This window comes from Serratia marcescens, assembly GCF_006715005.1.
GTDB classification, from domain to species: domain Bacteria; phylum Pseudomonadota; class Gammaproteobacteria; order Enterobacterales; family Enterobacteriaceae; genus Serratia; species Serratia montpellierensis.
In genome coordinates, this window is the sequence record NZ_VFMJ01000001.1 from 4,594,818 (window position 1) to 4,620,225 (window position 25,408).

24 protein-coding genes are annotated in these 25,408 nt (G+C 57.8%); 8 read left to right on the forward strand and 16 right to left on the reverse strand.

All coding sequences use genetic code 11. The annotated features are described in order from the left end of the window. Positions 1-132 precede the first annotated feature (132 nt). From FHU12_RS22260 to asnC, 13 genes are all read right to left on the reverse strand, one after another. Positions 133-552 carry a F0F1 ATP synthase subunit epsilon gene (locus tag FHU12_RS22260; RefSeq protein WP_004933814.1) on the reverse strand — a complete coding sequence of 140 codons (420 nt, stop codon included), beginning with the start codon at positions 550-552 and terminating at the stop codon, positions 133-135. A gap of 20 nt (positions 553-572) precedes the next feature. After that, positions 573-1,955, reverse strand: coding sequence for a F0F1 ATP synthase subunit beta (atpD, locus tag FHU12_RS22265; protein ID WP_004933813.1), 1,383 nt, complete (start codon positions 1,953-1,955; stop codon positions 573-575). Positions 1,956-1,987: 32 nt separating this feature from the next. Next, the gene (gene atpG / locus FHU12_RS22270) at positions 1,988-2,851 is read right to left on the reverse strand and encodes a F0F1 ATP synthase subunit gamma (RefSeq protein WP_004933811.1); all 864 of its coding nucleotides are present in this window, start codon (positions 2,849-2,851) and stop codon (positions 1,988-1,990) included. A 59-nt stretch (positions 2,852-2,910) separates the two neighbouring features. Next, positions 2,911-4,452: a F0F1 ATP synthase subunit alpha gene (atpA, locus tag FHU12_RS22275; protein WP_099816900.1), complete on the reverse strand. Its 1,542-nt coding sequence runs from the start codon at positions 4,450-4,452 to the stop codon at positions 2,911-2,913. Between the two features lie 12 nt (positions 4,453-4,464). Further along, positions 4,465-4,998: a F0F1 ATP synthase subunit delta gene (atpH, locus tag FHU12_RS22280; protein WP_073532584.1), complete on the reverse strand. Its 534-nt coding sequence runs from the start codon at positions 4,996-4,998 to the stop codon at positions 4,465-4,467. A 14-nt stretch (positions 4,999-5,012) separates the two neighbouring features. Beyond that, complete coding sequence (gene atpF, locus FHU12_RS22285; RefSeq protein WP_004933804.1) at positions 5,013-5,483, reverse strand: F0F1 ATP synthase subunit B; 471 nt, start codon at positions 5,481-5,483, stop codon at positions 5,013-5,015. A 57-nt stretch (positions 5,484-5,540) separates the two neighbouring features. Then, positions 5,541-5,780 (reverse strand): F0F1 ATP synthase subunit C, encoded by a 240-nt coding sequence (atpE, locus tag FHU12_RS22290; protein WP_004093904.1) that lies wholly within the window; start codon positions 5,778-5,780, stop codon positions 5,541-5,543. Positions 5,781-5,829: 49 nt separating this feature from the next. Next, the gene (gene atpB, locus FHU12_RS22295; RefSeq protein WP_025304740.1) at positions 5,830-6,606 is read right to left on the reverse strand and encodes a F0F1 ATP synthase subunit A; all 777 of its coding nucleotides are present in this window, start codon (positions 6,604-6,606) and stop codon (positions 5,830-5,832) included. A gap of 22 nt (positions 6,607-6,628) precedes the next feature. Next, positions 6,629-7,012: a F0F1 ATP synthase subunit I gene (atpI, locus tag FHU12_RS22300; protein WP_025304739.1), complete on the reverse strand. Its 384-nt coding sequence runs from the start codon at positions 7,010-7,012 to the stop codon at positions 6,629-6,631. Positions 7,013-7,652: 640 nt separating this feature from the next. Beyond that, a complete protein-coding gene (rsmG, locus tag FHU12_RS22305; protein WP_015379471.1) occupies positions 7,653-8,273 on the reverse strand; it encodes a 16S rRNA (guanine(527)-N(7))-methyltransferase RsmG in 621 nt (206 codons plus the stop codon). A 138-nt stretch (positions 8,274-8,411) separates the two neighbouring features. Beyond that, positions 8,412-10,301 carry a tRNA uridine-5-carboxymethylaminomethyl(34) synthesis enzyme MnmG gene (gene mnmG / locus FHU12_RS22310; RefSeq protein ID WP_060434926.1) on the reverse strand — a complete coding sequence of 630 codons (1,890 nt, stop codon included), beginning with the start codon at positions 10,299-10,301 and terminating at the stop codon, positions 8,412-8,414. Between the two features lie 380 nt (positions 10,302-10,681). Next, positions 10,682-11,122, reverse strand: a complete 441-nt coding sequence (gene mioC, locus FHU12_RS22320; protein WP_025304736.1) for an FMN-binding protein MioC — start codon at positions 11,120-11,122, stop codon at positions 10,682-10,684. Positions 11,123-11,222: 100 nt separating this feature from the next. Further along, positions 11,223-11,684, reverse strand: coding sequence for a transcriptional regulator AsnC (gene asnC / locus FHU12_RS22325; RefSeq protein ID WP_004933786.1), 462 nt, complete (start codon positions 11,682-11,684; stop codon positions 11,223-11,225). A gap of 155 nt (positions 11,685-11,839) precedes the next feature. Here asnC and asnA point away from each other — a divergent pair, with 155 nt between their 5' ends. Further along, positions 11,840-12,832, forward strand: coding sequence for an aspartate--ammonia ligase (gene asnA / locus FHU12_RS22330; protein WP_141971864.1), 993 nt, complete (start codon positions 11,840-11,842; stop codon positions 12,830-12,832). A 4-nt stretch (positions 12,833-12,836) separates the two neighbouring features. Here asnA and viaA read toward each other — a convergent pair whose 3' ends face one another. Together viaA and ravA are read right to left on the reverse strand one after the other, a co-directional pair. Continuing rightward, entirely contained in the window at positions 12,837-14,300 is a 1,464-nt protein-coding gene (gene viaA, locus FHU12_RS22335; protein WP_025304734.1) for an ATPase RavA stimulator ViaA, read from the reverse strand. A gap of 2 nt (positions 14,301-14,302) precedes the next feature. Continuing rightward, positions 14,303-15,811 (reverse strand): ATPase RavA, encoded by a 1,509-nt coding sequence (gene ravA, locus FHU12_RS22340; RefSeq protein ID WP_141971866.1) that lies wholly within the window; start codon positions 15,809-15,811, stop codon positions 14,303-14,305. 283 nt (positions 15,812-16,094) lie between these two features. On the opposite strand from ravA, the gene kup reads away from it, so the two are divergent. The 7 genes from kup (at position 16,095) to rbsR (ending at position 23,947) form a co-directional block, all read left to right on the forward strand. Further along, positions 16,095-17,963 (forward strand): low affinity potassium transporter Kup, encoded by a 1,869-nt coding sequence (gene kup, locus FHU12_RS22345; RefSeq protein WP_049207096.1) that lies wholly within the window; start codon positions 16,095-16,097, stop codon positions 17,961-17,963. A 171-nt stretch (positions 17,964-18,134) separates the two neighbouring features. Next, positions 18,135-18,554 (forward strand): D-ribose pyranase, encoded by a 420-nt coding sequence (gene rbsD, locus FHU12_RS22350; RefSeq protein WP_141971868.1) that lies wholly within the window; start codon positions 18,135-18,137, stop codon positions 18,552-18,554. A 7-nt stretch (positions 18,555-18,561) separates the two neighbouring features. Beyond that, on the forward strand, positions 18,562-20,067 hold the full coding sequence (gene rbsA, locus FHU12_RS22355) for a ribose ABC transporter ATP-binding protein RbsA (RefSeq protein ID WP_025304731.1): 1,506 nt from the start codon (positions 18,562-18,564) through the stop codon (positions 20,065-20,067). Positions 20,068-20,073: 6 nt separating this feature from the next. After that, positions 20,074-21,042: a ribose ABC transporter permease gene (gene rbsC, locus FHU12_RS22360; protein ID WP_019455467.1), complete on the forward strand. Its 969-nt coding sequence runs from the start codon at positions 20,074-20,076 to the stop codon at positions 21,040-21,042. Positions 21,043-21,065: 23 nt separating this feature from the next. Continuing rightward, the gene (gene rbsB, locus FHU12_RS22365) at positions 21,066-21,953 is read left to right on the forward strand and encodes a ribose ABC transporter substrate-binding protein RbsB (RefSeq protein WP_025160300.1); all 888 of its coding nucleotides are present in this window, start codon (positions 21,066-21,068) and stop codon (positions 21,951-21,953) included. 61 nt (positions 21,954-22,014) lie between these two features. Continuing rightward, a complete protein-coding gene (rbsK, locus tag FHU12_RS22370) occupies positions 22,015-22,941 on the forward strand; it encodes a ribokinase (RefSeq protein WP_046687983.1) in 927 nt (308 codons plus the stop codon). A gap of 4 nt (positions 22,942-22,945) precedes the next feature. Continuing rightward, complete coding sequence (rbsR, locus tag FHU12_RS22375) at positions 22,946-23,947, forward strand: ribose operon transcriptional repressor RbsR (RefSeq protein WP_141971870.1); 1,002 nt, start codon at positions 22,946-22,948, stop codon at positions 23,945-23,947. Here rbsR and mdtD read toward each other — a convergent pair. Next, a complete protein-coding gene (mdtD, locus tag FHU12_RS22380; RefSeq protein WP_025160302.1) occupies positions 23,944-25,359 on the reverse strand; it encodes a multidrug transporter subunit MdtD in 1,416 nt (471 codons plus the stop codon). The two genes, rbsR and mdtD, sit on opposite strands and share 4 nt — an antisense overlap. Positions 25,360-25,408: the final 49 nt, after the last annotated feature.

Below are 25,408 nucleotides of genomic sequence, written 5' to 3' on the forward strand. Positions count from 1 at the left end.
CGGCGACGTTTCTTTCCCGATATCAGGGGTTATACACCACACCGCCCGCCGGGCTGAAATGCTTATTTTAAAGTAAAAAAAAAGCGACCCTATAGGCCGCTTTCTTAAAGTTGGGTGCAAAGCACCCAAACATTACATCGCTTTTCTGGTGAGCTCGATAACGCGCAGTTTTGCGATCGCTTTCGCCAGTTCAGCGGATGCCTGAGCATAGTCGACATCGCCATGAGAGCTGCGAATATGTTCTTCAGCTTTACGCTTAGCTTCCAACGCTCTCGCTTCGTCGAGGTCAGTACCACGGATAGCAGTGTCCGCCAGCACGGTAACCACGCTCGGCTGCACCTCAAGGATGCCGCCGGACAGGTAGATGAACTCTTCTTCACCATGCTGCTTAACAATACGCACCATGCCAGGCTTGATGGCAGTCAGCAGCGGCGCATGGCCAGGGAAGATCCCCAGTTCACCTTCGCTGCCTGTCACCTGGATCTTCTGCACCAGGCCGGAAAACATCTGTTTTTCCGCGCTGACTACATCCAGATGGTAAGTCATAGCCATATCACCCTCCTCTCAAGGCGTTACAGTTTCTTGGCTTTTTCCACTGCTTCTTCAATGGTGCCAACCATGTAGAACGCCTGCTCCGGCAGGTGGTCATAGTCGCCGTCCATAATGCCTTTGAAACCACGGATGGTGTCTTTCAGCGATACGAACTTGCCCGGAGAACCGGTGAAGACTTCTGCCACGAAGAACGGCTGAGACAGGAAGCGTTGGATCTTACGCGCACGGGATACGACCAGTTTGTCTTCTTCAGACAGCTCGTCCATACCCAGGATCGCGATGATATCTTTCAGTTCCTGGTAGCGTTGCAGAATGGACTGCACGCCACGCGCTACGTCGTAGTGCTCCTGGCCAACAACCAGCGGATCCAGCTGACGGCTGGTGGAATCCAGCGGGTCAACGGCCGGGTAGATACCCAGAGAAGCGATGTTACGGCTCAGTACCACGGTTGCGTCCAAGTGCGCAAAGGTGGTGGCTGGTGACGGGTCAGTCAAGTCATCCGCAGGAACGTAAACGGCCTGTACGGAAGTGATGGAACCGGTCTTGGTCGAGGTGATACGTTCTTGCAGAACGCCCATCTCTTCCGCCAGCGTTGGCTGATAACCTACCGCGGATGGCATACGGCCCAGAAGTGCGGACACTTCGGTACCGGCCAGGGTGTAACGGTAGATGTTGTCAACGAACAGCAGAACGTCACGGCCTTCGTCACGGAATTTCTCCGCCATGGTCAGACCGGTCAGCGCAACGCGCAGACGGTTACCCGGTGGCTCGTTCATCTGGCCGTAAACCAGGGATACTTTGTCCAGAACGTTGGAGTCGGTCATTTCGTGGTAGAAGTCGTTACCCTCACGAGTACGCTCGCCCACGCCCGCAAACACGGAATAACCGGAGTGCTCGATCGCGATGTTACGGATCAGCTCCATCATGTTTACGGTTTTACCTACGCCCGCACCGCCGAACAGACCGACTTTACCGCCCTTGGCGAACGGACAAATCAGGTCCATTACCTTGATACCGGTTTCCAGCAGTTCCTGGGAGCTGGACAGCTCTTCGTAGCTTGGCGCCGCGCGGTGAATCGCCCAACGCTCTTCTTCGCCGATGTCGCCTTTCATGTCGATCGGTTGACCCAATACGTTCATGATACGGCCCAGGGTAGCTTTACCCACCGGCACTTCAATCGGGTGGTCCAGGTTGTTCACTTTCAGACCGCGACGCAGACCGTCGGAGGTCCCCATTGCGATACAGCGAACCACGCCACCGCCCAGCTGTTGCTGAACTTCCAACACCAGTTTTTCGGTGCCGTTTTCTACCTCAAGGGCATCGTACACTTTTGGTACGGCATCCTGAGGGAACTCGACGTCCACCACGGCGCCGATTACCTGGATAATCTTTCCAGTAGCCATCTTGAATCCTCTACGTAATTCGTAAACCTAGCTTAAACCGCGGAGGCTCCCGAAACGATCTCGGTGAGTTCCTGAGTGATGCTGGCCTGACGCGCCTTGTTGTATACCAACTGCAGCTCTTTGATCAGGCTACCGCCGTTATCGGTTGCGGCTTTCATCGCGACCATTCGTGCGGCCTGCTCGCTGGCCAGGTTTTCCACGACGCCCTGATAAACCTGCGACTCCACATAGCGGCGCAGCAAGGTATCAAGCAGCACTTTTGGATCGGGTTCATACAGGTAATCCCAAGGCGTTTTCTTCAGCTCTTCGTCATCGGCTGGCGGTAACGGCAGCAGCTGAAGCACCTGCGGCTCTTGGGACATCGTATTAACAAATTTGTTGCTGACAATGTACAGCTTGTCCAAACGACCTTCGTCGTAGGCCTGCAGCATCACTTTCACCGGCCCGATCAGATCCGACAGGGAAGGTTTGTCCCCCATGCCGGTCACCTGGGCAACCACGTTGCCGCCCACGGAACCAAAGAAAGAGGCCGCTTTAGAGCCAATCAGCGCCAAATCGGTTTCGACGCCTTTTTCGGACCAGGCTTTCATCTCCGCCAGCAGCTTTTTGAACAGGTTGATGTTCAAGCCGCCGCAGAGACCACGGTCAGTAGACACCACCAGATACCCGACGCGCTTAACGTCACGCTCATCCAGGTACGGGTGCTTGTACTCCAGATTCCCTAACGCAAGGTGACCAATCACTTTGCGCATGGTCTCTGCATAAGGACGGCTGGCCGCCATGCGATCCTGCGATTTACGCATTTTGGAGGCGGCGACCATTTCCATCGCTTTAGTGATCTTTTGCGTGTTTTGCACGCTAGCGATCTTACTACGTATCTCTTTTGCGCCGGCCATCTCTGCTTCTCCTCAGTGCCAGACGGCCTGCTGTCTTTCAACAGCAGGACCGTTCGGCGTTACCAGGACTGGGTTTTCTTGAAGGTCTCGAGGATGTCTTTCAACTTGCCCTCGATCTCATCATTGAAGTTGCCAGTTTGGTTGATGTGGTTCAGCAGTTCGGCGTGCTCGCGGTCCGCATAGGCGACCAGCGCGGCTTCGAAGCTCACCACTTTGGCGACTTCGACGTCGTTCAGGTAACCGCGTTCTGCGGCAAACAGCACCAGAGACTGTTGTGCGACTGACATCGGCGCATACTGTTTCTGTTTCAGCAGCTCGGTCACTTTCTGACCGTGGCTCAGCTGTTTGCGGGTCGCGTCGTCCAGATCGGAGGCGAACTGGGAGAACGCAGCCAGTTCACGATACTGCGCCAGCGCGGTACGGATACCACCGGACAGTTTCTTCATGATCTTGGTCTGCGCGGCGCCACCAACACGGGATACGGAGATACCCGGGTTAACTGCCGGACGAATACCGGAGTTGAACAGGTTGGATTCCAGGAAGATCTGACCATCGGTAATCGAGATTACGTTGGTCGGAACGAACGCGGAAACGTCACCCGCCTGGGTTTCAATGATCGGCAGAGCGGTCAATGAACCGGTTTGGCCTTTAACTTCACCTTTGGTGAAGGCTTCAACGTATTCGGCGTTAACGCGCGCTGCACGCTCCAGCAAGCGGGAGTGCAGGTAGAATACGTCGCCTGGGTAAGCTTCACGACCTGGCGGACGACGAAGCAGCAGGGAAATCTGGCGGTAAGCAACGGCCTGTTTGGACAGGTCATCGTACACGATCAGCGCATCTTCACCGCGGTCACGGAAGTATTCGCCCATTGCGCAACCGGCGTATGGCGCCAGGTATTGCAGTGCAGCGGATTCGGAAGCGGTCGCCACCACCACGATGGTGTTGGCCAGTGCGCCGTGCTCTTCCAGTTTGCGCACCACGTTAGCGATGGTGGACGCTTTCTGGCCGATAGCCACGTAAACGCATTTGATGCCGGAGTCGCGTTGGTTGATGATCGCATCGATCGCCAGCGCGGTTTTACCGGTCTGACGGTCACCGATCACCAGCTCACGCTGGCCACGGCCGATTGGAATCATGGCATCAACGGATTTGTAGCCAGTCTGAACCGGCTGATCAACGGACTGACGCTCGATAACGCCTGGCGCGATAGCTTCTACCGGAGAGAAGCCGTCGTTTTCAATCGGGCCTTTGCCGTCGATTGGTGCGCCCAAGGTGTTAACTACGCGGCCCAGCAGACCACGACCGACTGGAACTTCCAGGATACGGCCGGTGCATTTAACCTTCATGCCTTCGGCCAGATCCGAATACGGACCCATGACCACGGCACCGACGGAGTCGCGCTCCAGGTTCAATGCGATTGCGTAACGGTTGCCAGGCAGCGCGATCATTTCGCCCTGCATAACTTCGGCCAGGCCGTGTACGCGGATGATCCCGTCGCTGACGGAAACGATAGTACCTTCATTGTGAGCTTCGCTCACTACATTGAACTGAGCAATGCGCTGCTTGATCAGTTCGCTGATTTCGGTGGAATTCAGTTGCATGCTCCAGTCCCCTTAAGACTGCAAGACGTCTGTCAGGCGTTCAAGACGACCGCGAACGCTGCCATCAATCACCATATCGCCGGCGCGAACAACGATGCCGGCCAGTACAGACTTGTCAATTTTGCAATTCAGCTTAACTTTGCGTGACAGACGTTTTTCCATCGCAGCGGCGATTTTCGCCTGCTGTTCGTCGCTCAGCGCGCTCGCAGAGAGCACTTCGACTTCGACGGTGGATTCCAGCGAGGCGCGCAGTTCGATGAACTGCTGCAGCACGGCAGGAAGAACCAGTAAACGTCCATTTTCGGCCATTACACGGATAAAGTTCTGGCCATGTTCGTCGAGCCGATCGCCACAAACCGCGATGAACGTCTTGGACAGCGTTTCTGGCGCAACCGCGCCAGACAGCAGTTCAGAAATCTGTTCATTGCGAGTGACTTCAGCCGTAAACGCCAGCATGTCCTGCCAGCGCTCTACGCTTTGGTGCTCAACGGCAAAGTCAAAAGCTGCTTTGGCGTAGGGGCGAGCTACAGTTACAAATTCAGACATCAGCCCCTCCCTCCTTACAGTTCAGCGACCAGTTTATCAACGATGTCGCTGTTAGCAGCTTCATCCACGGAACGTTCGATGATCTTCTCGGCGCCGGCAATTGCCAGCATCGCGACTTGCTTACGCAACTCTTCACGAGCGCGCTTACGTTCGGCTTCGATCTCAGCCTGAGCCTGCGCCACGATTTTGTTACGTTCCTGCTCGGCTTCGGCTTTCGCTTCATCCATGATCTGAGCTTTGCGTTTGTTCGCTTGCTCGATGATCACCTGAGCTTCTGCCTTAGCAGTTTTCAGCTGGTCGGTCGCATTGGCTTGCGCTAAGTCCAGATCTTTTTTGGCACGCTCTGCAGAAGCGAGGCCGTCAGCGATTTCTTTCTGACGTTTCTCGATGGCAGCCATGATCGGCGGCCATACGTACTTCATGCAGAACCAGACAAACAGAACGAACGCGATGGCCTGGCCGAGGATTGTTGCGTTAAGATTCACAGCACAATGCCTCTTTAAAAGTTAATAGTTTGGTTACGTCGTAGAGGGTTGCTCTACTTACGCGACGGCGAACATCACGTACAGACCCAGACCTACAGCGATCATCGGGATGGCGTCGACCAGACCCATAACGATAAAGAACTGTGTACGCAGCAGAGGAATCAGGTCAGGCTGACGAGCCGCGCCTTCCAAGAATTTACCACCCAGGATGCCGATACCGATCGCAGCACCGATTGCCGCTAAACCCATCATCACAGCGGCAGCCATGTACAGCAGATCCATACTCAGGTTTTCCATGACAGTCTCCAGTTTGTTTCAGTTTAAAAGTGCAAGTGTTTTAAGAAAATCAGTGCTCTTCAGACGCCATCGACAGATAGACGATCGTCAGAACCATGAAAATAAAGGCTTGAAGCGTAATGATCAGGATGTGGAAGATAGCCCAAGGCAAGCTCAGGACCCACTGTGACCACCACGGCAACAGGCCGGCAATCAGGATGAAGATCAACTCACCCGCATACATGTTGCCGAACAGTCGCAGACCCAGTGAAACAGGTTTGGACAGCAGGCTGACACCTTCAAGAATCAGGTTGATAGGAATGAATACAGGGTGGTTGAACGGCTGCATGGTCAACTCTTTAACGAACCCGCCAACGCCTTTCATTTTGATGCTATAGAACAGAATCAGGATAAACACGCCCAGCGCCATAGACAGCGTGACGTTCACATCGGCAGTAGGCACCACGCGCAGCGCAGGCAGACCGAGATGCGCCCCGATGAACGGCAGGAAGTCTACCGGAATCAGATCCATCAGGTTCATCAGGAACACCCAGACGAACACGGTCAGCGCCAACGGCGCAATCACCTTGCTCTTGCCGTGGTACATATCGCGCACGCTGCTGTCGACGAAACCGACTACCAGCTCCACGGCGGTTTGCAGTTTACCCGGCACGCCGCTGGTGGCGTTTTTAGCCACTTTGCGGAAAATAACTAGGAACAGAACCCCGAGGACGACGGAGAAAAACATCGAGTCGAGGTTAATCGACCAAAACCCAGTCCCGACCTGAAGCTGCGTCAGGTGGTGACCGATATACTCCTGTGGACTGTTGTATCCCTCTGCAGACATGATGCCTCTACCCTTTATTTAGTTAATTTCGGTAACTGTTAATCACGGCCGGTGCCACTATCTGCACCACTAACACCGCTAAATAGGTCAGGCCAAGCGGTATAAACTCCGCCTTGAACACCCCCAGCGCCACGATCAGCAAAACGATGGTGATCACGACCTTTAGCCCCTCGCCGATGGCGAACGACCAGGCAACCCTACCGGGCGCCGGCGTTTGCGCCTGATGGCGCAAGGCAAACAGCATAAACATTGCACTCGGCAACCAGGCGGCGAGACCGCCTGCCAGCGCCGAAGCGCTCCATTCCGGGCTTTTCAGCCAGAAAGCAACGCTGATCAGAACAAAAGTCATTAACTGCAAAAACAGCAGTTTGCGTGCGACTTTCCCGCTGTAAAGGGACACAGACATGACGTTTGTTCTCTCCGTACCCCAGAGGGGGTATGCTGAGTGACGTATACAACTGTTTTTGCTGCCCTGAGTCAAGCAGCAAAAAACGAGCAAATTATACGGGGCATACCAACGAATTCAATCGATAAGTAGCGAAAAGGTGAACAATTATTTAAATTTCCCTATTCCAGCCTATTTTCACAAGAAAACGGTCGGAATAATAGGGCGCATTTAATTGTCTGATTATTCCAGCGTTGCGTTTAGAAACGCGAGGCCGATCACAGTAATGTCCCTTCCTGATTTATAGCCGATGGTCAACCAAACCGTCTTTAGCAATTTGAGCGATCAAAAGATTATATAAATCAAAACATTATCAGTTAACTGTTCAAAAACAATCCGTATACCCGATGAAAACCTTTTATTGACAAGCAGCGGGGCAATATTCCAACAGCCAATTAACATTAGCAGCAAACGCCAATCTTTCGCACATGATTGCTAACGTGACTATTTCTAAATGCAATTACTCTATTGTCGCTAATTAGCCGCGTTTTTTGTGTTAATAGAAAGTAAATTAACTAAAAAAAGCGACCAACTAATTAGCCTGCTTACCTTTCTGCTGAGTACTGCCTTTTAATTCACGCTTGTTTGATCAAAAGCAAACTCAGTTTGCCTTAAGAATCACCAGATGGCGTTCGCCTTCCAGTTCAGGCACCTGCAACCGCACGATGGACTCCAGGCTTACGCCAGCCGGCAGCTGCGTCAGCTCTTCATCCGGGCGCACGCCTTTCAACGCGTAAAAACGCCCCTGCCCTTTCGCCGGCAGATGATGACACCAGGACAGCATATCCTGCAGCGAAGCGAACGCGCGGCTGATCACACCATCGAACGGTGGCTCGGCCGGAAACGCTTCGACGCGGCTCTGCACCGGCTCGATATTGTTCAGGCCCAGCTCATGCTGCACCTGGCGCAGGAAGCGCACGCGCTTGCCCAGGCTGTCGAGCAGCGTGAAATGCGCGTCCGGGCGCACGATCGCCAGCGGAATGCCCGGCAAGCCGGGGCCGGTGCCGACATCGATGAAACGCGAGCCCTGCAGATGCGGATTGACCACGATGCTGTCGAGGATGTGGCGCACCAGCATTTGCTGCGGGTCGCGCACCGACGTGAGGTTATAAGCCTTGTTCCACTTATCCAGCATGCCAACATAACCCAGCAGCTGTTGTTTTTGCTGATCGGGCAGCTCAATGCCTGCCGCCGCAAGCAGCGAGTCTAATTTTTTTTGCACAACGGATCCTCTGGCAGGCGCTGAACGACCAGCGGATGGTTAGCTGGCGCAATGAGGCGACTATGATAATTCAGGGCGCAAGTGATGTCAGCGGCCGTTTGGCTACGGGATGAACAAACGGCCGCCTGGATGCGAGATTTATGCGCTGCGGCGCAGCAGTCCCTGCTTTTTCAGCCAGATCAGCAAAATCGAGATCGCCGCCGGCGTAATGCCGGAGATGCGCGAAGCCTGGCCGATGGAGTTCGGTTTGTGATCGTTCAACTTGGCGATCACCTCGTTCGACAGTCCCGAAACCTGACGGTAGTCGAGATCCAACGGCAGCAAGGTATTCTCGTTGCGCTGCTGTTTTTCGATCTCTTCCTGCTGACGAGCGATGTAGCCTTCGTATTTGACCTGGATCTCGACCTGTTCAGCGGCTTGCACGTCGTCCAGCGGTGGCGCGAAGGCGTCGGTGCCGGTCAACTGCGCGTAATCCATCTCCGGGCGGCGCAGCAGTTCTTCGCCGTTCGCTTCACGCGACAGCGGCGCTTTCAGCAGCGCATTGACCTGTTCGACGTTCTCGGCGTGCGGGTGCATCCAGATGTCGCGCAGGCGCTGGCGTTCGCGTTCGATTCGCTCCAGCTTCTCGCTGTAACGTGCCCAACGCACGTCGTCCACCAGACCCAGCTCGCGGCCTTTTTCCGTCAGGCGGAGATCGGCGTTGTCTTCGCGCAGCATCAGACGATACTCGGCGCGTGAGGTAAACATGCGGTACGGCTCTTTTGTGCCGAGGGTGCTGAGATCGTCTACCAGCACGCCCAGGTAAGCCTGATCGCGACGTGGCGCCCAGCCTTCCTGTTCGTCGGCGAAGCGCCCGGCGTTCAAACCGGCCAACAGGCCCTGCGCAGCGGCTTCTTCATACCCGGTGGTGCCGTTGATCTGACCGGCGAAGAACAGCCCCTGAATGAATTTGCTTTCCAAAGTAGGCTTCAGATCGCGTGGATCGAAGAAATCGTACTCGATGGCATAACCAGGGCGAATAATACGCGCGTTCTGCATCCCTTCCATCGAACGGACGATCTGCATTTGCACGTCGAACGGCAGGCTGGTGGAAATCCCGTTAGGGTAAATCTCGTTGCTGGTCAGGCCTTCCGGCTCGAGGAAGATCTGGTGCGCGTTGCGATCGGCAAAGCGCATGACCTTGTCTTCGATCGACGGGCAATAACGTGGGCCGATCCCTTCGATGATCCCGGCATACATTGGGCTGCGATCGAGGTTATTGCGGATCACGTCATGGGTTTTTTCATTGGTGTGGGTGATGTAGCACGCCATTTGTTCCGGATGCTGGCTGGCATCGCCCAGGAACGAGAATACCGGTACCGGCGTATCGCCGTGTTGCGGGGCCAGTACGCTGAAATCGATAGTGCGGGCGTCGATGCGCGGCGGCGTACCGGTTTTCAAGCGGTTAACGCGCAGCGGCAGTTCACGCAAACGCTGTGACAGCGAGATCGAAGGAGGATCCCCGGCGCGGCCACCGCTGTAATTTTCCAGACCGATATGGATCTTGCCGTCCAGGAAGGTGCCGACGGTCAATACCACCGCCTTGGCGCGGAATTTCAGACCCATTTGGGTGACGGCGCCCACGACGCGATCGTTTTCGACGATCAGATCCTCAACGGGTTGTTGGAAGATCATCAGGTTGGGCTGGTTCTCCAACGCGGTACGGATCGCCTGGCGATACAGTACGCGATCCGCCTGGGCGCGAGTGGCGCGAACGGCAGGGCCTTTGCTGGCGTTTAGTATCCTAAACTGGATACCGGCATGGTCGATCGCTGTCGCCATCAGGCCGCCGAGTGCATCAATTTCCTTAACCAGATGCCCTTTACCAATACCGCCAATCGCCGGATTACAGGACATCTGTCCCAGCGTATCGATATTGTGTGTCAATAATAAAGTCTGACGTCCCATGCGCGCCGCGGCCATGGCGGCCTCGGTACCTGCATGGCCACCACCGATGATGATGACGTCAAATTGATCTGGATAAAACATGGAACTGCACCTCGCCGTATTGCGAACGATCGTATTTGCCCTGGGGTGGGGGATTCTACTCAAGTTTAGACGATCGACCAAGTGGTCAGGATCGTCGGTAATTAAAAGAAGATCTTTTTTATTTAAAGATCTCTTTATTAGATCTCTTATTAGGATCGCGATCCTCTGTGGATAAGTGACTATTCACGATGAAGATCAGCAGATTAAGGAGGATCGTTTGCTGTGAATGATCGGTGATCCCGACGCAGATAAGCTGGGATCTAAAAGGCTTGTTATGCACAGGACAAAAAGCGAACAACGGTTGTTATTGGGATAACTACGGCTTTTACCCTGCTTCTAAGCATAGTTATCCACAATTGTTCGCGCGATCTTTAGACGAATTAGAGTAAATTAATCCAGGTTTTTACCCATTCCTCGGCCGGATCCTCGGGAATTTCATGCTCGGTCACGTCGATCTCGAGACGATCGCCGATCCTTTTAGCGCCTCTGGCGATCAACAGATCGTCGATCTGTTTGATCGCGCCGCAGAAGGTGTCGTATTCCGAACTGCCCAAACCGACGGCGCCGAACTGGACCTCGGAAAGATCCGGCTGTTGTTCGGCGATCTGTTCCAACAGCGGCTGCAGGTTATCCGGCAGCTCGCCGGCGCCGTGCGTGGAAGAGACCACCAGCCAGCGGCCGGTCAGCGGCAGCTCATCCAGTTCAGGGCCGTGCAGCATCTCGGTAGAGAAACCCGCGTCTTCCAGCTTTTCAGCCAAATGTTCAGCCACGTATTCGGCGCTGCCAAGCGTACTGCCACTGATCAGAGTAATGTCTGCCATGAACCAACGATCCCAACCTTCTCACTCAAAGTGGCTGCATTGTACGCTGTGAATCGGCTGGGATCTACCTGTGGATAATGTGGGTATGCAATTTGGCGGGTTACGGCACGATGGTACGCATAATGGGGTTCTGCAGCGAGATCAGCGTTTCGGTAGACTGGATCTCGTCGATGGTCTGGATCTTGTTGATAAGTACCTGTTGCAGCGCGTCGATCGAGCGGCACATTACCTTAATAAAGACGCTGTAGTGGCCGGTGGTGTAATAGGCTTCTACCACTTCTTCCAGGCTTTCCAGCTTCTTCAGGGCCGAAGGATAGTCCTTGGCGCTCTTTAATATGATGCCGATAAAGCAGCACACGTCGTAGCCCAGCTGTTTAGGGCTGACGTCAATGCGCGCGCCGGTGATGATCCCGGCCTGTTTCATCTTCTCTACCCGCACATGGATGGTGCCGGGGCTGACGGCGAAATTTTTCGCCAGTTCGGCGTACGGTGTGCGCGCATTGTCCATCAGGGCGTTGAGGATGCCGCGATCGAGATTATCGATCTGATAAATTTCCGCCATTTAATCCCCCATTAATTAACGATTGTTGAATTCTGTCCGGGTAAAAATGAACGATTAAAAGTGAAAAGGCAATATTGATTAATGGATATTGAATTGAAGTGTCATTTTGTTGCTTAATCGATGTCAACAGAGACAGGTTTACAAGAGATACGGCAATGAAAAAACAGTTTATCCAAAAACAACAACAAATCAGCCAGGTCAAATCCTTCTTCTCCCGCCAGCTGGAGCAACAGCTCGGCCTGATCGAAGTGCAGGCCCCGATCCTCAGCCGTTTGGGCGACGGCACGCAGGATAACCTCTCCGGCAGCGAGAAAGCGGTGCAGGTTAAGGTCAAAACCCTGCCTGACGCCACCTTCGAAGTGGTGCATTCGCTGGCGAAATGGAAACGCAAAACCCTGGGCAGCTACGATTTCGGCGCCGGTGAAGGCCTGTACACCCATATGAAGGCGCTGCGCCCGGATGAAGATCGCCTGACGCCTATCCACTCGGTGTACGTCGATCAGTGGGACTGGGAGCGGGTGATGGGCGACGGTGAGCGCAGCCTGGACTACCTGAAAAGCACCGTGCGCAGCATTTACGCCGCCATCAAGGCGACGGAGGCGGAAGTCAGCCGCGAGCATGGCCTGACTCCGTTCCTGCCGGAACAGATTCACTTTGTGCACAGCGAAACCCTGCTGCAGCGCTACCCGGATCTGGATGCCAAAGGGCGCGAGCGGGCGATTGCCAAAGAGCTGGGCGCGGTATTCTTGATCGGCATCGGCGGCAAGCTGTCGCACGGCAAATCGCACGATGTGCGGGCGCCGGATTATGATGACTGGACCACCCCGGCGACGGATGGCCTGGCGGGCCTGAACGGCGATATCGTGGTGTGGAACCCGGTGCTGCAGGACGCTTTCGAGCTGTCTTCTATGGGCATCCGCGTCGACGCCGCCGCGCTGAAACATCAGCTGGCGCTGACCGGCGATGAAGAACGCATGAAGCTGGAATGGCACCAGTCGCTGTTGCGCGGTGATATGCCCCAGACCATCGGCGGCGGCATCGGCCAGTCGCGTTTGGTGATGCTGTTGCTGCAACTGTCGCATATCGGCCAGGTGCAGTGCGGCGTGTGGTCGCCGGAAGTGCGTGGGGCGTTCGAAGGCCTGCTCTAACCGCCTAGCGCCGCCAGCGGCGCATTAAACGGCTTTTCAGCCCGGTATCAAAGCGCCAGATATGATCGAAGATGCGCATGATGCCGGGTTTGCCGTAGGCGGACATCGCCACCGCATGGAAACGCTGCTGGTGGCTTTGCTGCTGTTGTTTCACCTTCTTTATTACCTCCTCCGGCAACCGCTGGGCGATAAAATCGGAAATGATTACCGCATCGGCGTCGAACCAGCCACTCTCCGCCATTTTGGTGACGGTGGCGTTCAGGCAGGCCGCCAGATCGGTGCCGCCGCGAAATTGCTGGCCGAGAAAGCGCACCGCCTGCTCGATGCCGCTGGCGGCGGTGAGCTCGTAATGCACGATCTGGTTGGCGAACAGCATGATGTAGCAGCGGCGGTTGTCCGCCAGCGCAATGCGCAGCAGCGCCAGGCAGAACGCCTTGGCGCACTGTTCGTTGAAGCCGCCCATCGATCCTGAGGTGTCCACGCAGACGATAAACGGCCCGCGTGGTTGCTGATCCTGCTGCTGGTGGGTGACCTGACGGATCAGAACCTGTTCCTGCCAGACGTCGCCCTGCAGGCGGTAGCTCAGCAGTCGCTTTTCCAGCAGGCGGCGATAAAACTCGAACTCCAGCTCTTCAATCCCCAGCGTCGCCAGCTCCGGCGGCAGCAGGCGCAGGATGTCGTCGCTCTGATGAATGCCATTTACTTCTTCCGGCAGCGTGGCCGGCACCTGCACCATGACCCTGAACGGTTCCGGCTGCGCGTCTTGTTGCTGCACCGCTTTGGCCTGGTAGCTGCGGCCCAGCTGCTGTGCCAGCTTTTTCAGCTCCGGCTGCTGCTGCAAAAAGTTGCCGTACTCCACCAGCCGTTGGTAATCGCCGCGCTGCAGCTGGCCTTTGCTCATATCCCACAGCCTGCCGGCGGCGGTGTCGTTTTCCGACAGCAGCGGCTCCAGCGCGCCGCTCAGCGCCAGACGCTCCTGCAGTTCCGCCATCAGCTGCTCGCGCTCTTGTTCCAGCAGTTGGTGGTGCAGCATGGTGGCCTGTAGCGTCAGGCTGATGCGCCAGCGCTGCAGGAACAGGGTTTGGAAGCTGTCGTCCAGCGGGTGGTTGGGCAGATCGGCGGCGTCCACCAGCGCGCGTGCCTGTTCATAAAACGGCGAGACCAGCTGACGCAGAAGCTCCATCGTGTCATTGAGGTTGTGATAGAACTGGGTGTTGTTCTCCAGCTGGCACTGCTGGTAGCGGTAAAACTCCTGCGCCAGCGCCGGCGGCACCATAGCCTCCTGCAGACGCTCCTTGAGCTGCAGTTTCCAGCGTGGCAGATCGCGATCCAGCGCCCGGCGAAGGGCCGGAAACTTTTTAAAGAACACCGACAGCTGCGGCGCCGCCAGCATGCCGACGATCATCTCCTCGATCATCTCGCCTTCGGTGATCGCCAGCAGCAGATCGAGCGTCTCCAGACTGAGCATGGTTACTGGCCGCGCATTTGCTGCTGTTGCTGTTTAACTTGCTCTGCCACCTGCAGCAGACTGGCTTCGATCTTGGCCAGGCCGGCGGCAGGCGTGAACAGACAGGGCTGATGTTGGCTGAAGGCGCGGCGCTGCTCCGCCAGGCGCTGGGCCAACGCGTCCATTTCATCCAGCAGCGCCTGCGGCGTGGCGGTGGCCTGCTTGCCAGGCAGCGCCAGCAGCGAAGGTTGGCGGCTGACGTCCAGCACCGTCAGGTGCAGTTGGTCATCGACGTCCAAATCGATCGGCTGCGCGAAGCCAATGCCGTTCAGCTTGGCGCGCACGTCGCCGCCTTTTTGCAGCCAGTTATCCAGCACGCTGCTCTCGATGCTCAGATGGTTGACCTGAATGTCATGCAGCTGCAGTGGTTTTTGCAGCAGCAGAGTGAGAGTGCCGCCGGCGAACGGCGTGGCCGGCGCATATTGCTGTTTGCGGCTGAACATGCCGCCCTTTTTCACCAGGCTGATGGCCTGCCGATCGCTTTGCTGCTGCTGGTCCTGCAGCCAGCGGGTATGGATCTGTTGCAACTGGATCAGCATCGACTGCTGCTGATAGGCTGACTCGGTCAGCAGCTGATCGATCTGCTGTTGCAGCAGCTTCAGCGAGGTGAGATCGTGCCACAGGCAGTCTTTCAATAGCATCAGGTCGAGCGGGGCGATGGCGTCGCGCCCGCTGAAGAAGGCGCAGGCCTGCAGCAGGCGCAGGGCCTTTTTCCAGCGTCGGTCAGAGACGTACGGCGCCTGTTCCAGCGCGTCCAGCCGCTGGCGCAGCTGGAAAATAAGCTCAAAGCAGGCTTCCGGCAGCGCCACCTTGTCGATCTGCGGCTGCCACTGCAGAAACTCTTCGTCGCTGACGCTCAGCGCCGCCGGCACCGGGTTTTGGCTCTCATTCTGGCGGTTGACCAGCAGCGAGCGGAAATTCTGCTTATCCTGCACCTTGTCCAGCCACAGGCGGATCAGCATGCGGTCATACAGGGCTTCGAGGCTGTTGTCCGCTTCGGGCAGTTCGTTGGAGGCGGTGACCAGCAGGCGCAGCGGGATCGGTTCTTCGCTGTTGCCGTTGCGAAAGCGCCGTTCGTTGATCGCCGTCAGCAGGGTGTTGAGGATCGCCGGGCCGGCCTTCCAGATCTCGTCCAGAAACACGATCTCCGCTTCCGGCAGGTAGCCGGCGGTCAGACGCTGATAGCGCCCTTCGTCTTTCAGCGCCTGAATAGAGAGCGGGCCGAAGACCTCTTCCGGCGTGGAAAAACGCGTCATCAGGTATTCAAAGGAGCGGGCGTTGCGGAAGGCAAACTTCAGCCTGCGCGCGATCAGGCTCTTGGCGATGCCGGGCGGGCCGAGCAGGAATACGCTTTCGCCGCTCAGCGCCGCCAGCAGGCACAGGCGGATCGCTTCTTGCCGCTCATAAAGACCGCTCTCCAGCGCGCTGCTGAGGCGGGAAATTCGTTCTGCCAGAAGGGATGATGGCGTCATATAATTGTCGCATTGTCCGAGAGTTAGCCAATCTTGGTCGATAATCCGATGATAAACCACCATTATTTTTAGTGGTATAGCTTATTGATTAGTAATATTTTTCTCAGTTGTGCCGGATATCCGGTTCACATTTTGTTTATTTTTCGGCTCTGATATAAGGGTAGGCAAGCCGTATAAATGGTGCATACTGTGCGGCTTTCTGGTGGGCGTGACGGATCTTTGAGCCCGTATTTTGCCTGATGCGGATGCATCGCTAACGGATGTTCTGATAAAGAAACGAATTATGAGCGCAGAGCATAAGCAGTCCTTATCGGCGGTAACCCTGGCGGCCATCGGCGTGGTCTACGGTGATATCGGCACCAGCCCTCTCTATACGCTGAGAGAGTGTTTCTCCGGCCATTACGGCTTCGATGTTCGTCCAGACGTGGTTTTCGGCTTCCTGTCGCTGATTTTCTGGATGCTGATCGTGATCGTTTCCCTCAAATATCTCACCTACGTGATGCGTGCGGACAACGCCGGCGAAGGCGGCATTCTGACGCTGATGTCGTTGGCCGGGCGCAACACCTCGGCGCGCACCACCGCGGTGCTGGTGATACTGGGCCTGATCGGCGGCAGCTTCTTCTATGGCGAGGTGGTGATCACCCCGGCGATCTCGGTGATGTCGGCGATCGAGGGGTTGGAAATCGCCGCGCCTGCGCTCGACGCCTATATTGTGCCGCTCTCCATTCTGGTGCTGACGCTGCTGTTCGTTATCCAAAAACACGGTACCGGCAGCGTCGGCAAGCTGTTCGCCCCGGTGATGCTGCTGTGGTTCATCGTATTGGCGGTGCTGGGCGCGCGCAGCATCATTTCGAACCCGGAAGTGCTGCAGGCGCTGAATCCCAAATGGGCGCTCAACTTCTTCATGGAATATAAGAAGGTGTCGTTCTTCGCGCTGGGGGCGGTGGTGCTGTCCATCACCGGCGTCGAGGCGCTGTATGCCGATATGGGGCACTTCGGCAAGTTCCCGATTCGCCTGGCCTGGTTCACCGTGGTGCTGCCTTCGCTGGTGCTCAACTACTTCGGCCAGGGCGCGCTGCTGCTGAAAAACCCTGAGGCGATCAAAAACCCGTTCTTCCTGTTGGCGCCCGACTGGGCGCTGATCCCGCTGCTGATTCTGGCGACCCTGGCGACGGTTATCGCCTCGCAGGCGGTGATTTCCGGCGTCTTCTCGCTGACCCGCCAGGCGGTGCGTCTGGGTTACCTGTCGCCGATGCGCATCATTCACACCTCGGAAATGGAATCCGGCCAGATCTATATTCCGGTGATCAACTGGACGCTGTACATCTCGGTGGTGCTGGTGATCATCGGATTCGAACACTCCAGCAACCTGGCGGCGGCGTACGGCATTGCCGTCACCGGTACCATGGTGCTGACCAGTATTCTGGTCACCTCGGTGGCGATCAACAACTGGCACTGGAATCGCTTCCTGGCGATCGGCATTGTGACCATCTTGCTGATCATCGACGTGCCGATGTTCTCCGCCAACGCCCTGAAGCTGTTCTCCGGCGGCTGGTTGCCACTGACCTTGGCGCTGGTGATGTTCGTCATTATGACCACCTGGAAGAGCGAGCGCTTCCGCTTGCTGCGCCGCCTGCATGAACACGGCAACTCGCTGGAGGCGATGATCGCCTCGCTGGAGAAATCGCCGCCGGTGCGGGTGCCGGGTACCGCGGTGTTCCTGTCGCGCGCCACCAACGTCATTCCTTTTGCGCTGCTGCACAACCTGAAGCACAACAAGGTGCTGCATGAACGCGTGGTGCTGCTGACGCTGCGCACCGAGGATGCGCCTTACGTGCACAACGTGCGCCGGGTGACCATCGAACAGCTGTCGCCGACCTTCTGGCGGGTGGTGGCCAGTTACGGCTGGCGGGAAACGCCGAACGTCGAGGAGGTGTTCCACCGCTGCGGGCTGGAAGGGTTGCCGTGCCGCATGTCGGAGACGTCATTCTTTATGTCGCATGAGTCGCTGATCCTCACCAAGCGGCCGTGGTATCTCTACCTGCGCGGCAAGCTGTTCGTCGCCCTGAGCCGCAACGCGCTGCGCGCGCCGGATCAGTTTGAGATCCCGCCGAACCGGGTCATCGAACTCGGCACGCAGGTCGAGATCTAACCCGCCGAATAAGGGGCTCAGCATGGCTGAGCCCCTTTTGTTTGTGCATTGTCCGGGCGTTAACGAAACGTTTCGATAGCGATCACACTTCTGCATTGTCCCGGTTGCCTTCCCCTGCCGTTTTTTTAAACTCCCACAGAGAGCGAAACGTTTCGCTAGCGGAGTGAGAAGATGAAAAAAGGCGTATTACTGAATTCCGACGTGTCTGCCGTGGTTGCCCGGCTGGGGCATACCGACCAGCTCACCTTGTGTGACGCGGGCCTGCCGATACCGGCAGAAACGCAGCGCATCGATCTGGCGCTGACGCAGGGCGTGCCGACCTTCATGCAGGTGTTCGCGGCGGTCACGCAAGAGATGCAGGTAGAAAGCGCCATCCTGGCGGAAGAGCTCGTGAAACAGAATCCGTCGCTCCACGAGGTTCTGTTGGCGGAACTGACCGCACTGGGCCAACGCCAGGGTAACACCATCAGCGTGCGCTATATCAGCCATCAGGCGTTTAAAGCGCAAACCGAGCACAGCCGGGCGGTGATCCGCAGCGGGGAGTGTTCGCCTTACGCGAACGTGATCCTGTGCGCCGGCGTAACTTTCTGAGGCGCGTATGCAACCTTTACTGCAACTGAAAGGGATTGATAAAGCCTTTCCCGGCGTGAAGGCGCTTTCCGGCGCCGCCCTCAGCGTCTATCCCGGCAAGGTGATGGCGCTGGTGGGGGAAAACGGCGCCGGGAAGTCCACCATGATGAAAGTGCTGACCGGCATCTACCAGAAAGACGCCGGCAGTCAGTATTTTCTCGGTAAAGAGGTGGTATTCAACGGGCCTAAGGATTCGCAGGAAGCGGGCATCGGCATTATCCATCAGGAGCTGAACCTGATCCCGCAGCTGACGATTGCGGAAAACATCTTCCTCGGCCGCGAGTTCGTCAACCGTTTCGGCCGCATTGACTGGAAGCGCATGTACGCCGAGGCCGATCGCTTGTTGGCGCGTCTCAATCTGCGTTACAGCAGCCACCGGCTGGTGGGTGAGCTGTCGATTGGCGATCAGCAGATGGTGGAGATCGCCAAGGTGCTGAGCTTCGAATCGAAAGTGATCATCATGGACGAACCGACCGATGCGCTGACCGACACTGAAACCGCCTCGCTGTTCAAGGTGATCAATGAACTGAAGGCCGAAGGGCGCGGCATCGTGTATATCTCGCACCGCCTGAAAGAGATTTTTGAAATCTGCGACGACGTGACCGTATTCCGCGACGGGCAGTTTATCGCCGAGCGGCCGGTGAGCGAGCTGCAGGAAGATTCGCTGATTGAGATGATGGTCGGCCGCAAGCTGGAAGAACAATATCCGCGCCTGGATTTGCCGCGCGGGGAAAAGCGGCTGGACGTCAGCCACCTTTCCGGCCCCGGCGTTGAAGACGTCAGCTTTACGCTGTATCGCGGGGAAATCCTCGGCGTGGCCGGGCTGATGGGCGCCGGGCGCACCGAATTGATGAAAATCCTGTACGGCGCCGCCCCGCGCAAGGCCGGCACCGTCAGCCTGGACGGCCGCGACGTGGTCACCCATTCGCCGCAGGACGGGTTGGCGAACGGCATCGTCTATATCTCGGAAGATCGCAAGCGCGACGGCCTGGTGCTGGGCATGTCGGTGAAGGAAAACATGTCGCTGACCGCGCTGCGCTACTTTAGCCGCGCCGACGGCAGCCTGAAACAGGCCGACGAGCGGCAGGCGGTGGGGGATTTCATCCGCCTGTTCAATATCAAAACGCCGTCGATGGAGCAGCCGATCGGCCTGCTTTCCGGCGGCAACCAGCAAAAAGTGGCGATCGCCCGTGGCCTGATGACCCGGCCGAAAGTGCTGATCCTCGATGAGCCGACGCGCGGTGTCGACGTCGGCGCCAAAAAAGAGATTTATCAGTTAATCAACCAGTTCAAGCAGGAAGGGCTGAGCATCATTCTGGTGTCTTCGGAAATGCCGGAGGTGATGGGCATGAGCGATCGCATTCTGGTGATGCACGAAGGGCATCTCAGCGGCGAGTTCCCGATTGAACAGGCCACCCAGGAAGCGTTGATGGCAGCAGCCGTCGGCAAGCAATACGGCGTAAAGCAGGAGTAATCAGATATGAGTTCCCAGACTATCGCAGCCAAGCGCTGGTTCAGTAAAGAGTGGCTGTTAGAGCAGAAGTCGTTGATTGCGCTGCTGGTGCTGATCGCCGTGGTCTCTTCCATGAGCCCGAACTTCTTCACCCTGAACAACCTGTTCAATATTCTGCAGCAGACCTCGGTGAACGCCATCATGGCGGTGGGGATGACGCTGGTGATCCTCACGTCCGGCATCGATCTGTCGGTGGGATCGCTGTTGGCGCTGACCGGCGCGGTGGCGGCGTCGATCGTCGGCTTTGAGGTCAACGCGCTGGTGGCGGTGGCGGCGGCATTGGCGCTGGGCGCTGCGGTTGGCGCCTGCACTGGGGTGATCGTCGCCAAAGGCAAAGTGCAGGCCTTTATCGCCACGCTGGTGATGATGCTGCTGCTGCGCGGCGTCACCATGGTGTACACCAACGGCAGCCCGGTCAACACCGGTTTCACCGACGTGGCCGATACCTTCGGCTGGTTCGGTATCGGCCGCCCGCTGGGCGTGCCTACGCCGATCTGGATCATGGCGATCGTGTTCATCGCCGCCTGGTATATGCTGCACCATACGCGCCTGGGCCGCTATATTTATGCCCTGGGCGGCAACGAAGCGGCGACCCGCCTGTCCGGCATCAGCGTCGATAAAGTGAAGATTATCGTCTACTCGCTGTGCGGCCTGCTGGCGGCGCTGGCCGGGGTGATCGAAGTGGCGCGCCTGTCGTCGGCGCAGCCGACCGCCGGCACCGGCTATGAGCTGGACGCCATCGCCGCCGTGGTGCTGGGCGGCACCAGCCTGGCCGGCGGCAAGGGCCGCATCGTCGGCACGTTGATCGGGGCGCTGATCCTCGGCTTCCTGAACAACGGCCTGAATTTACTGGGTGTTTCTTCCTACTACCAAATGATCGTGAAGGCAGTGGTGATACTGCTGGCGGTTCTGGTAGATAACAAAAGCAACAAGTAACCTCCCCTACAGGAATCACGATGATGAAAATGAAAAAACTGGCAACCTTAGCCTCCGCCATCGCGCTGAGCGCCACCCTGAGCGCCAATGCCATGGCTAAAGACACCATCGCGCTGGTGGTGTCCACCCTCAACAACCCGTTCTTCGTCTCGATGAAGGACGGCGCGCAGCAAGAGGCCAACAAGCTGGGCTACAACCTGGTGGTGCTGGATTCCCAGAACAACCCGGCGAAAGAGCTGGCCAACGTGCAGGATCTGATGGTGCGCGCGCCCAAGCTGCTGCTGATCAACCCGACCGACTCCGACGCGGTGGGTAACGCCATCAAGATGGCCAACCAGGCTAAGATCCCGGTCATCACGCTGGACCGCGTGGCGAGCAAGGGTGACGTGGTGAGCCACATCGCTTCGGACAACCGCGTGGGCGGCAAAATGGCCGGTGATTTCATCGCCAAGAAAGTGGGCGCCGATGCCAAGGTGATTCAGCTGGAAGGCATCGCCGGCACCTCTGCCGCGCGTGAACGCGGTGAAGGCTTCAAGCAGTCGCTGGATCAGAATAAATTCAAACTGTTGGCCAGCCAGCCGGCCGATTTCGATCGCACCAAGGGCCTGAACGTAATGCAGAACCTGCTGACCGCGCACCCGGATGTGCAGGCGGTGTTCGCCCAGAACGATGAAATGGCGCTGGGTGCGCTGCGCGCGCTGCAAACCGCCGGTAAAACCGACGTGATCGTGGTAGGCTTCGACGGCACCGCCGACGGCGTGAAAGCGGTCGAAGGCGGCAAGCTGGCGGCGACCGTGGCGCAGCGTCCCGATCAGATCGGCGTGATCGGCGTGGAAACCGCCGATAAAGTGCTGAAAGGCGAAAAAGTGCCGGCGACCATCCCGGTCGATTTGAAACTGGTCACTCAGTAAGTCATACCAGCGCCATCGGAACGGGGCGTTTACGATGGCGCGCAATTCAGGAATCAATGCGATGGAAACAGGTAAGCTGGTGGTTCTTGGCAGCATCAATGCCGACCATATCCTCAATATTGAACAGTTCCCTCACCCGGGCGAAACGGTGATCGGGAAACAGTATAAGGTGGCGTTTGGCGGCAAGGGCGCGAATCAGGCGGTGGCGGCCGGGCGCAGCGGGGCGAAGATCGCCTTTATCGCCTGCGTGGGCGCCGACGATATCGGCGAACGTGTCCGCCGGCAGCTGGCGAGCGATCGCATTGATACCCAGCCGATTGAAGCCATCGCCGACAGCACCACCGGCGTGGCGCTGATCTTCGTCAACGCCGAAGGCGAGAACGTGATCGGCATCGATGCCGGCGCCAACGCCGCGGTGACGCCGAATTACCTGGCGCGCTACCAACAAAAAGTGATCGACGCCGATGCCCTGCTGATGCAGCTGGAGTCGCCGCTGGAGACGGTGATTGCCGCCGCCCGCCTGGCGAAGCAACATCACACGCAAGTGATCCTCAACCCGGCTCCGGCGCGCGAGCTACCTGACGAGCTGCTGGGCATGATCGATATGATCACCCCGAATGAAACCGAAGCCCAGCGCCTGACCGGTATCGCCGTGGACAACGACGCCGATGCGGCGCGTGCGGCGCAGGCGCTGCACGACAAGGGCATCGCGACGGTGATCATCACCCTCGGTAGCCGCGGCGTGTGGCTGAGCGAAAACGGCAACGGCAAACTGGTGCCTGGTTTCAAGGTGCAAGCGGTGGATACCATCGCCGCCGGCGATACCTTTAACGGCGCGCTGGTGACCGCCCTGCTGGAAGGCAAGGTTATGGCCGACGCGGTGCGTTTCGCCCATGCGGCGGCGGCGATCGCCGTGACCCGCCCCGGCGCGCAGCCTTCGGTGCCGTGGCGTGAAGAGATCGACGCCTTCTTGCAGCAGCAGGGGTGATCCTTTGGCCACCATGAAAGATGTCGCCCGCCTGGCGGGCGTTTCAACCTCTACCGTTTCGCATGTGGTCAACAACAATCGCTTTGTCAGCGACAGCGTGCGCGACAAGGTCATGGCGGCCGTGGAACAGCTGAACTATGCGCCTTCTGCGCTGGCGCGCAGCCTGAAGCTCAATCAGACGCGCACTATCGGCATGCTGGTGACCGCCAGCAACAACCCGTTTTATGCCGAAGTAGTGCGCGGCGTAGAGCGCAGCTGCTATGAACGCGGCTACAGCCTGATCCTGTGCAACACCGAAGAAGACGCCGCGCGCATGAACCGCAGCATGGAGACGCTGCTGCAAAAGCGCGTCGACGGTTTGCTGTTGATGTGCACCGAAAACCACCGGCCATCGCAAGATGCCCTGAGCCGCTACCCGTCATTGCCGATCGTGATGATGGACTGGGCGCCGTTCGAGGGCGCCAACGACATTATTCAGGATAACTCGCTGCTGGGCGGCGAGATGGCGACCGATCATCTGATCGCCCGCGGCTACCGCAAGATTGCCTGCATCGCTGGCCCGCAGGATAAAACCACCGCTCGTCACCGACTGGAAGGCTATCGCAACGCGATGCGTCGCGCCGGATTGCCGGTTTCGCCAGGGTATGAAGTGCATTGCGATTTTGAGTTTGAGGGCGGGGTGAACGCCATGCGCCAACTGCTGGCGCTGGACGAGCCGCCGCATGCGGTATTTGCCGGCAACGACGCGGTGGCGGTAGGCGTTTATCAGGCGCTGTATCAGGCCGGGCTTTCCGTACCGCAGGATATGGCGGTGATGGGCTACGATGACATTGAGCTGGCGCGTTATCTGGCGCCGCCGCTGAGCACCATTCATCAGCCGAAGGATTCGCTGGGCGAACTGGCGATCGATGCGCTGATCAACCGCCTGCAGAACCCGGAGCGCGCGCCCCAGGTGCTGGTGCTGACGCCCGAGCTGGTGGAACGCGCCTCGGTGGGCCGCCGTTAACTCGCCGCCTTCGCTTCTTTCTTGCTTTCCTGGCCGCTGATCAAATTGCGGCCATCTTTCCTTCTCAGCAACATAAATACCAGCGCCGACGCCACGGTGACGATCCCCATGGTGATAAAGGTGTAATGGAAGTGGTCGATCATGGTGCCTAACGACAGGGATTCGTAAAAACGCAGCACCGCTGCGCTGATTGCCACGCCGAAGCTGATGGACAGCTGCTGGGTGACCGCCAGGACGCTGTTGCCGGCGCTGGCGTTGGCGTCGTTCAAATCCGCCAGGCTGATGGTGTTCATGGCGGTGAACTGAGTGGACATCGCCATGCCCAGCACGAACAGCGGCAGGATCATCAGCCACAGCGGCATGCCCGGGCTTTGCAGGGCGAACTGGGCGATCAGCACCCCGATGATAACGGTGATGCCGACCAGCGTTTTACGGTAGCCGAACCAGCGCAGCACCTGGGTGACGGTGGATTTCGCCATCAGCGAGCCGATGGCGGTTGGCGCCATCATGCAACCGGCGACGATCGCCGTATAGCCGAATCCCACCTGCAGCATGAGCGGCATTAAAAACGGCACGCAGCCGGTGCCCAACCTCGAGGCGACGTTGCCGGCGATACCGACCGAGAAGGTACGGGTTTTGAACAGGTCGAGACCGATCAGCGGCTGAGGGTGACGGCGGGCGTGCGCGATGTAGCCGAACAGCATCACAAAGCCGCTGAGCAGAATGCCCAGCGAAACGTAGCTTGCCAGTACCCGCTCGCCAAACAGCTCCAGCCCGGTGGAGATCAGCACCAGGCTCAGGCCGAACAGCATGAAGCCAAGAAAATCGAAGCGGCGTTTGGGCGTAGTGAAGTCCGGCATGTATTTGCGCGCATAGAAGATGCCGAGCAGGCCGATAGGGATATTGATCAGGAAAATCCAGTGCCAGGTGGCGTAGGTGACCAGCCACCCGCCCAGCAGCGGCCCCAGAATCGGCCCGACCAGACCGGGCATGGTGACGAAGTTCAGCACCGGCAGCAGTTCGCTGCGCGGGTAGGCGCGCAGTAGCGCCAACCGCGCGACCGGCATCATCATCGCGCCGCCGATGCCCTGCAGCACGCGAGAGGCGACCAGCGCGCTCAGCGTGGGGGAGAGGGCGCACAGCAGTGAGCCGAGGGTGAATAGCGTGACGGCGAAGATGAACACGCGCCGGGTGCCGAAGCGGTCCGCCAGCCAGCCGCTGACCGGGATCAGCATCGCCACCGTCAGCGTATAGCTGATGACGGCCGATTGCATCGCCAATGGCGAACGCCCCAGGCTTTGGGCGATCGCCGGCAGCGCGGTGTTGAGGATAGTGGCGTCCAGCGCCTGCATAAAGAACGCCATTGCGGCGATCCACGGTAGTCCTGCCATACTGCGCGCGGATTGGGTCATGGTCGGTCCTGGTTAAATGGTCGTCTGTCCCTCGTCTCTTTCTTCTATA

Bases quoted from the DNA above. Each gene is read 5' to 3' on its own strand.
- FHU12_RS22260 (WP_004933814.1), bottom strand. From the start codon at position 552: ATGGCTATGACTTACCATCTGGATGTAGTCAGCGCGGAAAAACAGATG.
- atpD (WP_004933813.1), bottom strand. From the start codon at position 1,955: ATGGCTACTGGAAAGATTATCCAGGTAATCGGCGCCGTGGTGGACGTC.
- atpG (WP_004933811.1), bottom strand. From the start codon at position 2,851: ATGGCCGGCGCAAAAGAGATACGTAGTAAGATCGCTAGCGTGCAAAAC.
- atpA (WP_099816900.1), bottom strand. From the start codon at position 4,452: ATGCAACTGAATTCCACCGAAATCAGCGAACTGATCAAGCAGCGCATT.
- atpH (WP_073532584.1), bottom strand. From the start codon at position 4,998: ATGTCTGAATTTGTAACTGTAGCTCGCCCCTACGCCAAAGCAGCTTTT.
- atpE (WP_004093904.1), bottom strand. From the start codon at position 5,780: ATGGAAAACCTGAGTATGGATCTGCTGTACATGGCTGCCGCTGTGATG.
- atpB (WP_025304740.1), bottom strand. From the start codon at position 6,606: ATGTCTGCAGAGGGATACAACAGTCCACAGGAGTATATCGGTCACCAC.
- atpI (WP_025304739.1), bottom strand. From the start codon at position 7,012: ATGTCTGTGTCCCTTTACAGCGGGAAAGTCGCACGCAAACTGCTGTTT.
- mnmG (WP_060434926.1), bottom strand. From the start codon at position 10,301: ATGTTTTATCCAGATCAATTTGACGTCATCATCATCGGTGGTGGCCAT.
- mioC (WP_025304736.1), bottom strand. From the start codon at position 11,122: ATGGCAGACATTACTCTGATCAGTGGCAGTACGCTTGGCAGCGCCGAA.
- asnC (WP_004933786.1), bottom strand. From the start codon at position 11,684: ATGGCGGAAATTTATCAGATCGATAATCTCGATCGCGGCATCCTCAAC.
- asnA (WP_141971864.1), top strand. From the start codon at position 11,840: ATGAAAAAACAGTTTATCCAAAAACAACAACAAATCAGCCAGGTCAAA.
- viaA (WP_025304734.1), bottom strand. From the start codon at position 14,300: ATGCTCAGTCTGGAGACGCTCGATCTGCTGCTGGCGATCACCGAAGGC.
- ravA (WP_141971866.1), bottom strand. From the start codon at position 15,811: ATGACGCCATCATCCCTTCTGGCAGAACGAATTTCCCGCCTCAGCAGC.
- kup (WP_049207096.1), top strand. From the start codon at position 16,095: ATGAGCGCAGAGCATAAGCAGTCCTTATCGGCGGTAACCCTGGCGGCC.
- rbsD (WP_141971868.1), top strand. From the start codon at position 18,135: ATGAAAAAAGGCGTATTACTGAATTCCGACGTGTCTGCCGTGGTTGCC.
- rbsA (WP_025304731.1), top strand. From the start codon at position 18,562: ATGCAACCTTTACTGCAACTGAAAGGGATTGATAAAGCCTTTCCCGGC.
- rbsC (WP_019455467.1), top strand. From the start codon at position 20,074: ATGAGTTCCCAGACTATCGCAGCCAAGCGCTGGTTCAGTAAAGAGTGG.
- rbsB (WP_025160300.1), top strand. From the start codon at position 21,066: ATGAAAATGAAAAAACTGGCAACCTTAGCCTCCGCCATCGCGCTGAGC.
- rbsK (WP_046687983.1), top strand. From the start codon at position 22,015: ATGGAAACAGGTAAGCTGGTGGTTCTTGGCAGCATCAATGCCGACCAT.
- mdtD (WP_025160302.1), bottom strand. From the start codon at position 25,359: ATGACCCAATCCGCGCGCAGTATGGCAGGACTACCGTGGATCGCCGCA.